Genomic DNA, 15,910 nt, shown 5'->3' with positions numbered 1-15,910 from the left:
ATATGGAAGATATGTCAGGGTTTGTAGGGAAAAAAAATCCGGCAGCGCGAGGCTGCCGGATAGGGATAGAAATTCTATAACACGATGAAGGGTTACAGCACCAGACCGGCGATAGCGGCGGAAAGGATGCTCACCAGCGTGGAACCGTAAACCAGTTTCAGACCGAAACGGGAAACCACGTTGCCCTGTTGCTCGTTCAGGCCTTTAATCGCGCCAGCAATAATCCCGATGGACGAGAAGTTGGCGAAGGACACCAGGAACACAGACAGAATGCCCACGCTGCGTGGAGACAGTTCGCCTGCCACTTTTTGCAGTTCCAGCATTGCGACAAATTCGTTAGAAACCAGTTTGGTTGCCATGATGCTACCAACCTGCAGGGCTTCGTTAGAGGGGATGCCCATGATCCAAGCGAACGGGTAGAACGCGTAGCCGAGGACTTCCTGGAAGCTGATGCCAAAAATGGCGCTGAAAATGGCGTTGACTGCGGCAATCAGTGCAATGAAACCGATCAGCATAGCTGCAACGATAACGGCAACTTTAAAGCCCGCCAGAATGTATTCGCCCAGCATTTCAAAGAAGCTCTGATTTTCATGCAGATTACCCAACTGCAATTCCGGCTCTTCACCGACTTTGTAGGGGTTAATCAGCGACAGCACGATGAAGGTACTGAACATGTTCAGAATCAGCGCAGCAACGACGAATTTGGCATCCAGCATAGACATGTACGCACCGACGATAGACATCGACACGGTCGACATGGCGGTAGCGGACATGGTGTACATGCGCTTTTCAGACATCTTGCCCAGAATATCTTTATAGGCAATGAAGTTTTCGGACTGGCCGAGAATCAGTGAACTGACTGCGTTAAAGGATTCCAGTTTGCCCATGCCGTTTACTTTGGACAGGAGCGTACCAATGGCGCGGATGATGATCGGCAGCACTCTAATGTGTTGCAGGATACCGATCAGCGCGGAAATGAAGACGATAGGGCAGAGCACTTTGAAGAAGAAGGAAATCAGGTTCTTCTCACTATTCACCATATCACCGAATACGAAGTCCGTCCCTTGGCCTGCAAATCCGAGTAATTTGTCGAATACCGCTGCGAACCCTTTGACGACACCTAACCCAACGTTTGAGTACAGGAAGAAGTAAGCGAGCAGAATTTCGATGACGAGTAGCTGAATAATAAAACGAATACGAATGCTTTTACGATCGCGGCAGACAAGCAGCGCCAGCGCCGTAACAACAACCAGCGCCAGAATAAATTGCGCGATATGGGACAGGGACATGTGTGCTCCAAATATGAGGCAGGCCAAATTTTCCACGTCATTTTATGTAACGCGTGCATTAAAAATGAGAGGAAGACCGCAAAAAAACAATTATACCTTGGGATTTTATCTAAACTAAATGCTACGTCTCGTTATTCGCACTTTTCTGGTCATTCATTATTCTTATCCCAAACGAAAAGTGGCATTGCCCTGCTTTAGGTTGCAGGTTGGCGAGTATTTTTATGATGTTTTTGCATGATTCAAAAGGAGAGTGATTATGTCAGTATCAAATACCACACGTGAGCTTGGACGTTCTGGGATCGTGGTTCCACCTTTCTCGTTCGGCGGTAATGTCTTTGGCTGGACGGTTGACCAGCCGACATCATTCAGCCTGCTGGATGCGCTGCTGGCACATCGGCTGAATTTCATTGATACCGCTGATGTTTATTCGCGCTGGGCACCCGGTAATCAGGGCGGTGAATCTGAAACGATCATCGGCAACTGGTTGAAGAAAAGCGGCCAGCGTGACAAGGTTATTATCGCCACCAAAGTGGGGATGGACTTGGGGGACGGCAAGAAAGGGCTGTCTCCTCGCTATATTCGTCAGGCGGTCGAGGCTTCATTACAGCGTTTGCAAACGGACTATATCGATCTCTATCAGGCACACACGGACGACAAAGATACGCCACTGGAAGAAACGCTGGCCACGTTTGATGCGCTGATTAAAGAGGGCAAAGTGCGCGCGATTGGCGCGTCTAACTACAGCGCGACACGTCTGGCTGAGGCGCTGAAAATCAGTAAAGCCAACCATCTGGCACGTTATGAAACGCTGCAACCGGAATACAACTTGTACGATCGGCAGGGCTATGAAGCCGCGCTGGAACCGCTGGTGCGCGAACAAGGGATCGGGGTCATTAGCTATTATTCTCTGGCGAGCGGGTTCTTGTCAGGCAAGTATCGTCAGCCGAAGGATGCATCGAAAAGTGCGCGCGGACAGGGCGTAGTGGAGAAATACCTCAACGAGCGTGGCCGCACCATTTTGGAAGCGCTGGATAGCGTGGCGAATGCACATCAGACAACGCCGTCGCAGGTTGCGCTGGCCTGGTTGATCGCCCGTCCGAGTATTACCGCCCCGATCGCCAGTGCGACATCGCTGGAGCAGGTCGCTGAACTGGCGAGCGCAACGCGGCTGGTGCTGCCGGCAGAAGATATTGAGTTGCTGAACCGTGCGAGTCGTTATTAGGAAATTGATACTTTCGAAATGGTGATTTTTATGCGGACGTGAAGATGGTTTCGTGCGCGATAATGCCGCCATTTTTATGCTACGTCGTAGCGCGCGCCCGACATAGGGGGCTACGCCAGCCCCCTATGAACCCCGGATTTTTGGCGGGAATTATGCCGCTAAAGCGGTGCCTTCGTCGATATCTGGCTTAACGGACCGCTTGCGACACGTTTACTCGCCCCATAAACGGGGCTCGCCCTTCGGGCCAGCACGAGTGCTGTTCAAAAACGTCTCTGACGTTTTTGTCGGACGTGGCGCAAGCTTTCGCCGCGTCCATGCGGCTCATCCTAAGCCCGCTATCACCTCAGCATAATTTTTTACGCCGGATAACGGCAAAAACCGTTGAGCGTCGTAACACTCTTAGTGTGCTTCTGCGCCATCATCCTCAAACCAGGCGGCCAGTTCGCGGCGCAGGTTATCCGACTGGGTGCCGAAAATAGCCTGTACCTGATGACCGACGATGATCACACCGATAGCCCCCAGTTTTTGCAGGCTGTCGCTGTTGACCAGTCGCAGGCTGTGAACCTCAACCCGCAGGCGGGTGATGCAGGCATCCAGACTGACGATATTTTCTTTGCCGCCAAAGGCGTTCACTAACTGCTGCAAATTCTCTTTATCTAGCGGTGAAGCGATTTCAATTTCGGTAATTTGCTTACCCAACATTGACGCGAACAATTTCCGAAAATTGTGAATCTTGCCCATCGTAGTCACCTCTTCGTTTGTTTATCAGCGTGCGTATGATAATGCGGTTCACGTAGGATTACTGTTAGGCGAAACACGGTGATGAGGTTTCGTAGGAACACCTATCACCGTGACCGTCTCAGTCCCGTGATGCTTAACCGGCAAGCAGGCGTAGTTACTGCAACGCGCGGCGCAGGATCCGACAGCCGTAGCCTGACAGATCGATAGACCCTGAAAGCGTGCTGCCGGTGGTCATTTCTTCGTAGGCGGCAGGCAGCGTGACCTGCTGCGCCGTTGCCGTGTAGTTCTGTACGAAGATAAACTCACTTTCCCCGTCATCGCGACGATGAGCGACAATCCCGTAAGGCAGGTCGGTCGGTAGCGCACGCGGTAAATCCAGCGCCTGTATCAGCGTGGTGAAGAAATCACGCTGGAAGGCGAGGTCGTTGCGTGAGGCGATGTAATAAGCCTGGCCTTTGCCGTAATCATTGACCGTAACGGCGGGGCGTCCGGCATAGAAATCGCTGTCATAGGTCGCCAGCGCTCGCGCACCCTCAAGGTGAATCAGCTCGCACAGGTGCGTGACCTGATACGGACCGACCAGACGTTGCTCGTTACCGCTCAGGCCGCTGATGCTGTTGCTTTCATGATCGTACAGGCCGTCGATTTCTTCCGCCCAAATGCCCATGATAGGACGAAGCGGCCCAGGGAAACCGTTCAGATGGCACAGATCGGTTTCGTTAACGACGCCAGACCAGTAGGTGGTGACGAAGCGGCCGCCCTGTTTGACGAATGCATCGACGCGTTCGGCAAAGCCATCGCGTACCATGTAGAGCATCGGTGCAATCACAAGCTGATAGCCGCTGAGATCGACATCGGCGTTGATAATGTCCACCGCCACGCCCTGTTCCCAGAACGTACGATAATGTTCGGTGACGGTTTTTTCATAGAACAGCCCCGCGTTGCGCGGCCCTTGGGCGTTATCCATCGCCCAGCGGCTTTCCCAGTCGAAAATGATGGCGACCTTGGCGTCAATCCGGCTGCCTGCCACGGGAGCGAGTTTGTTGAGTATGTCACCCAGCTCCTGTACTTCACGCCCGACGCGGGTATCAATATGCCCGACATGATCGACCACGGCACCGTGGAATTTCTCGACGGAACCGCGGCTCTTACGCCACTGGAAATACTGCACGGAGTCTGAACCGTGCGCGACAGCCTGAAGTGAAGACAGAATATGCATTCCCGGCTTTTTCAGCTTGCTGATCGGCTGCCAGTTGGTCAGGCTCGGCGTGGACTCCATCAGGTAGAAGGGTTTTCCGCCTTTCAGCGTACGCATCAGGTCGTGATACATCGCGGTATAGGCACCCAGCGTGCAGTCATCTTCCGCGTTATGCCACAGCGGGTAGCTGTCCCAGGAAATGAAGTCGATCACCTTCGCCAACTGCCAGTAGTCGTAATCATAGAAATATTCCATGAAGTTCGTCGTCGTTGGCAGAGACGGATTTTCGGCTTTGAGCGGGGCAATTTCTGCGGCACAGAAATCGCTGACCTGTGAGGTGTTAAAGCGTTTCCAGTCCAGATTCAGGCCGTGAATAGAGACTTCACCGATAGGCGAAGGCGGTTCTAACTGTGACCAGTCGGTGTAGGTGTGGCTCCAGAAGGTGCTCCACCACGCTTTATTCAGCTCGCCTATCGTGCCGTAGCGGGCTTTCAGCCAGTTCTGGAAGGTGCTGCGACAGGTATCGCAGTGGCACTCGCCGCCGTATTCGTTGGAAATATGCCAGCCGATCACCGCAGGATGATGCGAATAACGTTTTGCCAGCTGGGTGTTGATTTGTTTCACTTTTTCGCGATAGTTCGGCGAACTCAGGCAGTGATTGTGGCGACCGCCGTGCAGCGCGCGTACGCGGTTGCTACCCACGCGCAGCACGTCAGGGTATTTTTGCGACAGCCAGGCTGGGCGCGCACCGCTGGGCGTTGCCAGAAAAACGAAGATACCGTTGGCATACAGCGTGTCGAGGATGTTATCCAGCCAGCTAAATTCGTAGCGGTCTTCTTCCGGTTCAAGCCCGGACCAGCTGAAAATACCCACGGACATGACGTTGCACTGGGTCTGCTTCATCATTTCAATGTCTTTTTCCAGAACCTCTGGGTTGTCCAGCCATTGGTCAGGATTATAGTCAGCACCGTGTAGCAGAACAGGGACTTTGCTGCTTAATGGGGGGAATTTGAACATCGTTCTCTCCTAAACGGGTTGTCAACGCGTTGAATACGGTTTGCGTGTTCGAGATAGCTGACAATGTGCTTACACGGCGATGATGGGTAGATCGTAAAGACGCTGTGAATACATCCCTGTACGCTCGAGTTGCGCGGATATGAATCTCATCCCTGAGATTCACCCTTTCAGGGCCGTCGCAAGCGACGTTCAAAAACGTTCCTGACGTTTTTGTCCATGGCGCAAACGCTTTACTCTTCTATCCCATTATCGCCGCTCTTGTTCAGTAAACGGATTGTCACGCTTTGAATACGGTTTACGGCTTACTTAAACGCTTTGATGGAAGGCAGGACGTTGCCTTTGCAGTCGAACAGCGCCTGATTTTCCCGCGCGTTGCCTTCTTTCCATTCGTCGTTGTTGTATTTCATGCCAGCTTTCGTAGCCCAGGTTGCGCCGGGGGTAGGCAGCCAGATGGGCTCCCAATAGAAGATGCCTTTGCCGCGCTGATTAGGGACATTGATGATGCTTTGCATCAGATCGTGCAGGTAGTTGGCCTGACCCTGAACGGAAGCCGGATAACCACCTGCATCCAGCTCTTTTTGCTGGAAGCTGTTTTCCGCGTTATCGCAGTTTTCCAGCGTATAAGCATAGGCGGCCTCAACCACGATGATGTCTTTATTGTAGCGTTTGGTCACATCGTTCATGTTGTACTGCAACGCGCTGATGGGGCCGTTCCAGTAGGTGTAGAACGAGGCACCGATGACATCGAACGGGACATTGCGCTTGACGATTTCATCGAACCACCAGATGAAGGTATCGTTTTTGGTGCCTTCTGCCAGATGCAGCATGATCTTGACGTTATTCGCGCCCTGTACGTCCTTAACGCCCTGAATACCTGCGTTCAGCAGCGCCGCGAGGCGATCGAATTCACCACCGCCCTGACCCCAGCTTTTTCCTTCCGGCCACAGCATTCCGCCGTTCAGTTCGTTACCGATCTGCACCATATCCGGCATGACGCCCGCTTTCTGGAATTCGCTAATTGTGGCTTTGGTGTAGTCATGTATGGCCGTTGTGAGCTGTGCCATGTTTAGGCCAGACCAGGCTTTGGGTTTGTTTTGGTGGGCCGGATCGGTCCAGAAATCGCTGTAGTGGAAATCCAGCAGCACTTTCATGCCGTTCGCTTTGGCGCGTTTCGCCAGTGCCAGCGTCGTGGCCAGATCGTTGTTACCGCCACCGTAGGCGTTGCCCGCTGCATCTTTCGGATCGTTCCAGATACGCAGGCGAATATAGTTAATCCCGTTCTCTTTCAGAATCAGCATGGCGTCTTTCTGTTTGCCGTGCTCGTCATAAAATTTTCCGCCGTGCTTTTCCACCTCGTTCAGCATGGAAATATCCGCGCCTTTAATGAAGTCGGCAGGGACGTTCGTCAACTTATTGATTGTCACATTCTCAGCTGCATACAGGGCTTGCGGCAGGGAGACGGTCAGCAGGCCAGTTGCGAGCATGGCAGCCATCAGTACGCGTTTTTTCATTTTCATTTTACGTTCCTGGAGTATGTACAGATGTTGAGTAATTACCCTTTGGTTCCGCCTGACGTCAGGCCGGAGACAAAGTACTTTTGTAATGAAAGATAAAGAATGGCGACCGGTACCGCGATCAGCACGGCTCCAGCGGCGTAGGTGGTGTAGCTGGCTCCCATTTTCTGCGCGACCAGGTTGTAAAGCCCGATGGGTAGCGTGTACTGATCCGGCGTACGCAGGATGGTGCTGGAGAGAATGAAGTCGCCCAGCGGGCCGGTAAATGAGAACAGGGCAATCACCGCGATGATCGGCTTGGACAGCGGCATAATGATCTCGATAAAGATGCGGAAGTTGCCTGCGCCGTCCATACGCGCGGACTCATCCAGATCTTTGGGAATGGCATCCAAATAGCCTTTCATCAGATAGGTGTTCATCGGGATCATGCCGCCGACGTAAACCAGCACCAGAGCAATATGGCTGTTCACCAGCCCCAGCATCTGCGCCAGCACGAAGATGGCAATCAGCGCGGAGAACTGCGGGATCATCTGCAACAGCAGAAACAGCATCAGCCCGTTCTGGCGGCCGCGAAAGCGGAAGCGAGAGAATGAATACGCGGTGAAACTGACGCTGACGAGCGTCAGAATCATGGTCAGGAAGCTGATTTTCATCGAGTTCCAGTACCAGGCGGCGTAGTCAATCTGGCCGTTAAAAAGCTCTTCATAGTGAATGAAGGAGAAGTTATCTGGGATGATTGACGTGTTGAGCAGGCTGCTGCCGGGATTCAACGACGCGCCTACCGTCCAGATCAGTGGATAAATAATGATGACGGCGACTATCGTCAGCAGCAGGTAGGTCAGGCCAAGTTTGATAAAATTCTGGCGTTTAACGCTGTGTTTTTTCATCTGCGCGCTTTCCTATGCCATGTTGTCTTGTTTAAAGGAATTGGTGGCGCGGAACTGCCACAGCGCGATTCCCACGACAAAGATCGACAGCAGAATGGTGATGCTGGCTGCGATCGCATATTGGGAAGAAGACATGGTCAGCTTATAAATCCAGGACACCAGAATATCCGTCCCGCCTGCGTTAGAACCGATTACCGCCGGTCCCCCGTTGTTGAACAGATAGATGATGTTGAAGTTATTAAAGTTGAACGTGTATTGCGTGATGATGATCGGCGCAATGGAGTAGAGCACCAGCGGCAGCGTGATGGTGGTCAACTTGTACCAACTGCTGGCTCCGTCAATCGTCGCGGCTTCGTACAAGTCGTCAGGAATCGCCTGCAAGACGCCGGTCGTCATAGCGAATACAAACGGGAAACCTAACCACGTTTGCATCAAAATCAGCGCGGTCTTGGTCCAGAATGGATCGGTCATCCACGCCTTGGGTTCAATCCCCAGCGCGGCCAGAATGCCGTTATTAATCACGCCAAACGTTTCGTTAAACATCCCCGCGAAGACCAGAATGGTAACGAAACCCGGTACTGCCCACGGCAGAATCAGAATGGTGCGGATGAGCGGTTTGAAACGCAGGCCTTTCTGGTTCACCAAAATCGCCAGCAGGATGCCCACGGCGCACTGAAGCGTGGTCGCAATCAGCGTCCAAATGACCGTCCATTGCAGCACGTCAAAGAACGTCGAGCGCCAGAGATCGAGCCGGAAGATGTTGATAAAGTTCTTCATCCCGACCCAGTCGACCAGTTTGGCCGGCGGCGTGTGGTAGAGGTCGTAATTGGTAAAGGCGATGGAAAAACCGAAAATAATCGGGAAAACCACGACAAATACCAGCAGGATAAAACCGGGCGTGATCATCAGATAAGGGAAGCCTTCGCTCAGCAGCATCTGATATTGCTTCTTCACGCTGTTCAGCGGCAGGCCTTTATCGCGTCTGGTGCCGCACACATAGGCATCGCGCAGGCTGCAATAGTAAACGCCGATGCCAAAGGCAGCGACGATCAGGCTGATAATGCCTTTTGCCAGCAGAAAAATGGAGTGATCGCGCGGCAGTTCGGTGCCCAGCGTAATCAGCCCCCACGCGCCGTCTCGCAGGAAATCATGGAATACGCTGATAAAGCAGACCATGACGATAAAGAAAAACGCGCCTTTGACGATCTGGCGGTTATAAATCTGCCCAAGGCCGGGGACGAGCGCCAACAATACCGCTGTTCTGGCATGGCGACGCCCTCTCTCTTGTGGCGCAAGGCCGCTGGCGTTGACGGTCACATCTACCTCCATTTTCTTAAAAACATGAGTATCCCCACTCCCCGAAATGTATTTGGGGATAAACGAGGAAACCCATGTTGACCCACGGTGGAGCAGGGGATTACTGGTTACTGTGGTTAGCTTCGATCTGCATTTTTATGACTTTCACGGCGGATTCCAGCGCCGCTTTGGTGTCCTGCTTGCCGGTCACGCTCAGTTGCAGCGCGCTGTTAGCTGGCGTCCAGACTTCCTGCATTTCTGGTACGCTTGGCATAGGGACGGCATAGCCGGATTGGATCGCGACAGCGCGGGATTTTTCGTCGTCCTTAATCAGCGGATCGTCAATCAGCGCGGCGATCGGTGGGATTTCACCGGTCAGTTGGAAGCGAACTTTGGCGTATTCAGGTTGATTGATGAACTCAATAAATTTCTGCGCCAGTTCTTTGTTTTTGGAGTAGGTGGAAATGCTGTAGCCTTTCACGCCCAGCAGGGAACGTGGATGCTCACCGTTTGGCAGCAGCGGCAGTGGCGCCACGCCATAGTTTACGCCGGCGTTCTTGTACGGTTGGAACGCCCACGGACCGGTAATGACGGCAGCGGCCTTTTTCTCGGTAAACAGGGAGTCAATGGCGTTAGCGCCGGTTTCACCGACGATGCCCGGTGGGAACAGGCCATCGGCATAGAATTTCTTGATGTAGTTCACCGCATCGATGGTGGCTTGTTTATCCAGACCGATGTCTTTTACGTTCGGTGAACCGTTGCTGTTCTGTCCGAAAATGTAGCCGCCCATTCCGGCGATGACGCCATAGGCGTAATAAATTTCGTCAAATTTCGCCAGCAGACCGTAACGGCCTTCTGCACGCTGCTGTTTGGAGAAGGTGAACAGGTCGTCGAATTTTTCCGGCGGCTGTGGCATCAGATCTTTGTTGTAGACCAGTACGGTGGTTTCAACGGCTTTCGGCACGCCGTACAGCTTCCCGTTATAGGTCTGGGCTTCCAGAGCTGGCTTGGTGAAACTCGACAGGAACGTCTGATCCAGTTTCAGTTCGCTAATCAACCCCTGAACGACGGCGGTGCCGACCTGATCGTGCGGCATGACAATCACATCCGGGCCGATCCCCGCCGGGCCGTCCAAACGGAGTTTCTCAATCTGCTGAGCGTAAGGCGTTTCCAGCACTTTGATTTTGACATTATTCTGTTTTTCAAAGGCTTTGATCGCATCGGCGATACCGTCGGATTTCTTGATATCTTCCCATACCAGAAGCTCTTTATCGGCTGCCAGCGCTGATTTACTGAGTACGCCAGTGATACCCAGTGAAATCATAATGACGGTGGTCAGTGTTTTCATTTTCATCATTAGTCCTCAAAGCCCTGGTGGGCCCATCATGGTCGGAAATCGTCGCGTACTGTTCTCTTTTTTGCCATTTTTGCCGCCTCTGTGCGGTGTTGGTGTAACGTTACACCGCACGGCAGCACAAAGCAGGAAATGAGGCATCTGACTGTACGCGCTTTCTGGTCATCGTCTCTGTATGGCGGTTGGCGCTTTATTGCGCGTTTTCCACAATGTAGGGTAACGGTTACACCAGTTGCGATTACATTAAGCAGAGTGCGCCACGTCTGCCAGCGAAACATGTAAAGGCTGTGATCTCATGCACAAAAGTAACCCCCTGTTTGTGCAAGCGGTTACACCATGCTGTTATATTGAGATTATGACCAGCGTACAGGTCAGCCTGACCGGATGTTGACGCGTCTGGAAGGGCTGTCGAGCCATTTTGAGTGGGTGAGCACCAGGCTATCTCGACTCAGCGCTTATATACTGAAAAGTAAAATTATCAAGAGGTTACCGTTATGGCGTCTATCCAGTTGGATAAAGTTAGTAAGCATTTTGGCAAAACGATTACGCTTCACGATGTGAATCTGACGATTGCAGATGGTGAGTTCGCTGTTTTTGTCGGGCCGTCTGGCTGTGGTAAGTCGACATTGCTGAGAATGATTGCCGGGCTGGAAGATGTCACGGGCGGTGAAATCATGATTGATGATGTGGTGGTAAATGATGTCGCCCCCGCTCACCGCGGTGTGGCGATGGTGTTTCAATCTTATGCGCTGTATCCGCACATGACTGTCGCTGAGAATATGGGCTATGGCCTGCGCGTGAATGGCGTACCGAAAGACCAGATTAAGCACCAGATCGAGATGGTGGCGAAGACGCTGCAACTGTCCCATCTGCTTGAGCGCAAGCCGAAAGAGCTGTCCGGCGGCCAGCGTCAGCGCGTGGCGATCGGACGCGCTATCGTGCGTAATCCGAAAGTGTTCCTGTTTGATGAACCGCTGTCGAACCTGGATGCCGAGTTGCGTGTAGATATGCGGTTACACATTGCCAAGCTGCATCAGGAATTGAAAACGACGATGATCTACGTGACGCACGATCAGGTCGAGGCCATGACGCTGGCCGATAAGATCGTGGTCATGAATTACGGCAAAGTCGAGCAGGTTGGAACGCCGATGGAGCTTTACTATCATCCGGTTAACCAGTTTGTTGCGGGCTTTATCGGTTCGCCGAAAATGAACTTCCTGCCAGCGCAGGTTATCGACTGGACGCCGGATAGCCTGACGGTGAATATTGCCGAACAGCTACAGCTTGAACTGCCGATTCGTACTGGTGAGCTGAGTGTTGGCAGCACGATAACGCTGGGGCTGAGGCCGGAACACGTGTCGCCGGAAGGCGAAGGCATTCGCCTGTCATTCGGCTGCGAGGTTGTTGAGCGTTTAGGCAACAGCACCTATCTGTTCGGCCAATGCTGTGGGATTGATAACTTCAAACTGCTGCTGGCGGGCGACAGCGCCTTCAAGCCGTATGAACATATTGAGGTGTTCTTCTCGCCTGATAACTGTCTGGTGTTTAACGCCGATGGTTTGCGCATCAGCGCGTAATAAGCGACTGCATCGTCGAATCTAAATAGTCAAAATCCTTTCTAAACATAAACAGCGCCCTTAGCGGGCGCTGGCTTTGCTTCCGCTGTCTACGGCCTCTTGTAGAAACTGTTTTTCTTTATGCTGATGCGGTGTAAGTGTTTCGTGCGTGTTAGGCATCTTATTTCTCTGTAACATCGTTACACGCCCGACAAGGCGCGCTCAATCGCCGCAGCGCCTTGACCACTGGCTTTTCGGCGTGATTCGCGCCGCTTCGCGGTGCCTTCGATGTTCATGCTCGCTATTCGGACCGCCTGCGACGCGCTCCCGACGCGGCGCAGACTTTCGCGGCGTCCATGCCGCTCATCCGGCGATCATGTACACCTCAGCGCGATTTTTTACGCCGATATAAGAAAAACAGTGAGTGCGTAGATATCAGAAACGGAAAAAGGCCTTCGGTAGAAGGCCTTTTGGGAAATGCCGGGCGGGAATGATGAGCCCGCCCGGCTGAGGGTTAGAGCCGTATTACCACCAGGCTTCTGCCTGAATACCGAAATTTACCGCATTGCTGCGTTCGTCGTTGAAGCGGTTTTTGTTTTCGTTCCCACCGTTCAGGTAAGACACGAAGAAGCGCAGTTCCGGACGTGTCAGCATCGGAATATCGGCGCTGAAGGCGTGTGCCAGCGTGTATTTTTCACCGCTGTATTTGGTTTCTGTACCGGCTTTCCAGCTATCTTTTTTCTGATACGCGCCCGCTTCCAGATAGGTTTTCTGGTTCTTGGTCCAGGCATATTGGCCACGACCTACCGCAGACAATAATTCTGTGCTGTCGCGCCAGCGGCTGATTTCATCTGCTTTACCGTAGGTCAGAACATGGCTCAGAGAAATATTATCGGTGATCGGCAGGTCACCGGCCTGAATGACGCGGTAGCCTTTGGCGCTGTCGTTGATGCTCCAGACGTCATACCAGCCGCCGCCCTGATCGACCATGTTGTGCGCCAGCCCTTTGTCGGCATATTGCAGCACCAGTTTCTGGCTGGACTTGAGGCCAGAGAAGTAGTGGCTGAGTTCACCTGTGATCATCATCGAGTTTTTAGGATCGAATTTTTGGCCTTCCGCGAGGAAGATATTTTTCTGTGTGTCCGCTTCATTCGGCATTGCGTAGGAGATACCGAACTCTGTCCACGCGCCGTCCCACGGCTTCCAGCCTGCATAGCGTGCGTCCAGATAGTTGATGTTCAGATCGTCGTAGGTGTCTCGTCTGGACGTACATTCCTGACTGTTTTGGCTGTTGCTACAGTCGACGTTCATGTTTTCTGCATCGGCGCGGATCCAGGCAAATGAGAACGCGCCTTCACCGGCTTTGACGTTTTCGATCCCGGCACCCGCACCGGAGATATTCCAGTATTTGGTATCGATGATGTGCAAGTCATGGCGCTGGTAGTAACGTTTCCCCGCCCAGACCGTGGCATCCGGCAGCCCTGGTACAAAGCCTTTCGCCTGAAGATTTAACTGGCGTAAACCAAACTCGGCATCGTCATTCTTTGTCGTTTCATTATCGTTCGAGCCGTTGGAGAACATAGAAATCATACTGTCGAAGTAAAACGTTTTCCCATTTTCGTTATACAGCTGCTGTCCTAATTGGATTTCGCCGTAGGTGTCATCTTCGTTACCTAATCTTCCCACATAGCTCTTATCGGCGCTCTGTTGTTTTCCGTGGTTTGATACACCCACGCCAGAACGGAAGTATCCTGAAAAATCAACGGAATAAGAAGGGGTTGCCAGCATTGCCAAACTCAGCGCAATGGATGTTGTCAGCAGTTTTCTTTTCATAATATACCTTTCGCTTATTCGGGTAAGAATGTGGATGTTCCAAATAACATGACGTGAACGGAGGTAAAACGCTTCCACTCATGGCGAAGGATTATGGGGGAATAAAACGGTGCGTGACATGATTGTTCTCACAAAATACAAAAGAGTTACACCAAAATTTACACTGAATTAACGATGTTACAGGCTGTTCTTTGCGTATTTATTAGTCTTATTGTGATGTTATTCGCTATGTAATGGTGTGTAACTGGTTACACGTTTTGTCTGTATGCCGCAAATACAGCATAAAATTTTTTTATAGCAGAATTGGAAACGTTGCATAAAAGGTGTGGCGCGATGCCGAGTAGGAAACATTTCTGGAAAATAGAGAAAGGATGTCTGATGAAGGAAAAAAGAAAACAAGGGGATTCAGAAGCGCGACTTGCCTGATGCGAACCAGCATCAGGCAAGCCTTGTAGATAAAAGGTGGCTACTTCTTACGGGTTGGGGGGCTGACAGAATGGCGGCGTACCAGCGTCGGGCTAAACATATTCGTAGTTTCGCTAAGCTCTTTACCGTGAGATAACGCGATGGCTAATTCTGCCGCCTGAATCGCCATGGCGGAAACCGGATAGTGCACGGTTGTCAGGCGAGGGCGAAGGTAGCGGGCGATCAATACGTCATCAAACCCGACCACCGACATATCCTGCGGTACGCTGATGCTGTTGTCGCTCAGGACGGAGAGGGCGCCAGCGGCCATGGAATCGTTGTAGCACACTACCGCCGTCATATTGCCGCCGCGGCTCAGGAGCTCCATCATGGCGGACTCGCCGCCCACTTCGTCCGGCGAGGCGCGCGCAATGAGGCGTTCATCCCGTGGGATGCCGTGCTCTTGCAGCGCATCCATATAACCTTGCAGGCGATCAGCGGAGTCGGAAATTTGGTGATTAGAGCAGAGGAAACCGATCTTTTGGTGTCCTTCCTGAATTAAATGACGCGTTGCCAGCCAGGAACCATAGCGGTCATCAAGCGCAACACAGCGGCTTTCATAGCCGGGCAAGGTACGGTTGATGAGCACCATATCAGGAATGTGGCTCATCAACGCGGCCAGTTCTTCATCCGAGAGCATTTTGGCATGCACGATCAGCCCCGCACAGCGGTGGCGAATCAACTGCTCAATGGCTTTCTTTTCCTGCTCGGCATTGTGATAGCCGTTGCCGATCAGTAGGAAGTTACCGGTTGCCTGAGCAATTTGTTCGACAGACTTAACCATCGTCCCGAAAAAGGGATCGGAGACATCCGCAACAACCAGCCCCATGGTTTCTGCACTCTGGTGCGCGAGTGCTCTGGCATTGGCGTTCGGATGATATTGCAGTTCCGCCATGGCCTTGTGTACGGCTTCCCTTGAGGCGGTACTGGCTTTGGGCGAATTATTAATTACGCGCGAAACCGTAGCGACTGATACACCTGATAGACGAGCGACATCCTTTATTGTGGCCATTGGCATTCCTGAACGGTCAAATGTGTTATCCCCGCCATACTTCAAGCTGCATATCTTTAGGCCTTCCAGCAAGCCGAATTATTTAGGGTATTAAGGCGAGTCGTCGCCTAATGCACAAGTTAAAAGAAAAATCGATTACTTAATATTTATAAATGTACAGGTTTTTGGGTGATGTTACCTATCCGACCTCCTTGCCTTTTTGATCCAGACCGTACTTATGTGATCGCTATCAACAATCATCGGTCATTTCTCTCTTCCAAAATACCATTCTGAGGTTTAAATTTAGGGTAACCGATTACACTTATATGATGGCTAAACGATAGCGAACTATCGGTATTCGGCTTTTTTACAGCTATTTTATCCATAATATATAGTGAAACTGATTACATTTAGGGGTTTTTCTGGCTGTGTTTACCGGCTGGCCGGATGCCTCTTCCAGGCCGCTGACGGGCTGTTAGCGCCATACAATTGGCCGCGGATGGCGACGCCGTTGTACCGAATTTGTGTTTTGTATTGAGGAATAGCT

11 protein-coding genes are annotated in these 15,910 nt (G+C 52.1%); 2 read left to right on the top strand and 9 right to left on the bottom strand.

The window, feature by feature from the left end:
- Window positions 1-92: 92 nt before the first annotated feature.
- The gene (locus R9X49_RS11550; protein ID WP_155116516.1) at window positions 93-1,283 is read right to left on the bottom strand and encodes a NupC/NupG family nucleoside CNT transporter; all 1,191 of its coding nucleotides are present in this window, start codon (window positions 1,281-1,283) and stop codon (window positions 93-95) included.
- 262 nt (window positions 1,284-1,545) lie between these two features.
- On the opposite strand from R9X49_RS11550, the gene R9X49_RS11545 reads away from it, so the two are divergent.
- A complete protein-coding gene (locus tag R9X49_RS11545) occupies window positions 1,546-2,511 on the top strand; it encodes an aldo/keto reductase (protein WP_319848476.1) in 966 nt (321 codons plus the stop codon).
- A 399-nt stretch (window positions 2,512-2,910) separates the two neighbouring features.
- Here R9X49_RS11545 and R9X49_RS11540 read toward each other — a convergent pair whose 3' ends face one another.
- The 6 genes from R9X49_RS11540 to R9X49_RS11515 all read right to left on the bottom strand — a co-directional run bounded on the left by R9X49_RS11540 (window position 2,911) and on the right by R9X49_RS11515 (window position 10,518).
- Entirely contained in the window at window positions 2,911-3,252 is a 342-nt protein-coding gene (locus R9X49_RS11540; RefSeq protein ID WP_011094702.1) for a glucose PTS transporter subunit EIIB, read from the bottom strand.
- A gap of 154 nt (window positions 3,253-3,406) precedes the next feature.
- Window positions 3,407-5,467, bottom strand: a complete 2,061-nt coding sequence (locus tag R9X49_RS11535) for a beta-galactosidase (protein WP_319848475.1) — start codon at window positions 5,465-5,467, stop codon at window positions 3,407-3,409.
- A gap of 302 nt (window positions 5,468-5,769) precedes the next feature.
- A complete protein-coding gene (locus tag R9X49_RS11530; protein ID WP_319848474.1) occupies window positions 5,770-6,984 on the bottom strand; it encodes an arabinogalactan endo-beta-1,4-galactanase in 1,215 nt (404 codons plus the stop codon).
- Between the two features lie 35 nt (window positions 6,985-7,019).
- The gene (locus R9X49_RS11525) at window positions 7,020-7,868 is read right to left on the bottom strand and encodes a sugar ABC transporter permease (RefSeq protein ID WP_011094699.1); all 849 of its coding nucleotides are present in this window, start codon (window positions 7,866-7,868) and stop codon (window positions 7,020-7,022) included.
- A gap of 12 nt (window positions 7,869-7,880) precedes the next feature.
- Window positions 7,881-9,197: a carbohydrate ABC transporter permease gene (locus R9X49_RS11520; RefSeq protein ID WP_319848472.1), complete on the bottom strand. Its 1,317-nt coding sequence runs from the start codon at window positions 9,195-9,197 to the stop codon at window positions 7,881-7,883.
- An 88-nt stretch (window positions 9,198-9,285) separates the two neighbouring features.
- Complete coding sequence (locus R9X49_RS11515) at window positions 9,286-10,518, bottom strand: extracellular solute-binding protein (RefSeq protein WP_319848645.1); 1,233 nt, start codon at window positions 10,516-10,518, stop codon at window positions 9,286-9,288.
- Window positions 10,519-11,012: 494 nt separating this feature from the next.
- Here R9X49_RS11515 and R9X49_RS11510 point away from each other — a divergent pair, with 494 nt between their 5' ends.
- Window positions 11,013-12,095 (top strand): sn-glycerol-3-phosphate ABC transporter ATP-binding protein UgpC, encoded by a 1,083-nt coding sequence (locus tag R9X49_RS11510; protein ID WP_319848471.1) that lies wholly within the window; start codon window positions 11,013-11,015, stop codon window positions 12,093-12,095.
- Window positions 12,096-12,599: 504 nt separating this feature from the next.
- Here R9X49_RS11510 and R9X49_RS11505 read toward each other — a convergent pair.
- Window positions 12,600-13,907: a maltoporin gene (locus tag R9X49_RS11505; RefSeq protein ID WP_319848470.1), complete on the bottom strand. Its 1,308-nt coding sequence runs from the start codon at window positions 13,905-13,907 to the stop codon at window positions 12,600-12,602.
- 466 nt (window positions 13,908-14,373) lie between these two features.
- Window positions 14,374-15,384, bottom strand: coding sequence for an HTH-type transcriptional regulator GalR (galR, locus tag R9X49_RS11500; RefSeq protein WP_256543034.1), 1,011 nt, complete (start codon window positions 15,382-15,384; stop codon window positions 14,374-14,376).
- Between the last annotated feature and the right edge of the window lie 526 nt (window positions 15,385-15,910).

This window comes from Pectobacterium carotovorum, from assembly GCF_033898505.1.
Classification (GTDB): Bacteria; Pseudomonadota; Gammaproteobacteria; order Enterobacterales; family Enterobacteriaceae; genus Pectobacterium; species Pectobacterium carotovorum_J.
The sequence above is the reverse complement of the archived record's forward strand: the minus strand, read 5'-3'. Positions and strand labels throughout refer to the sequence as shown.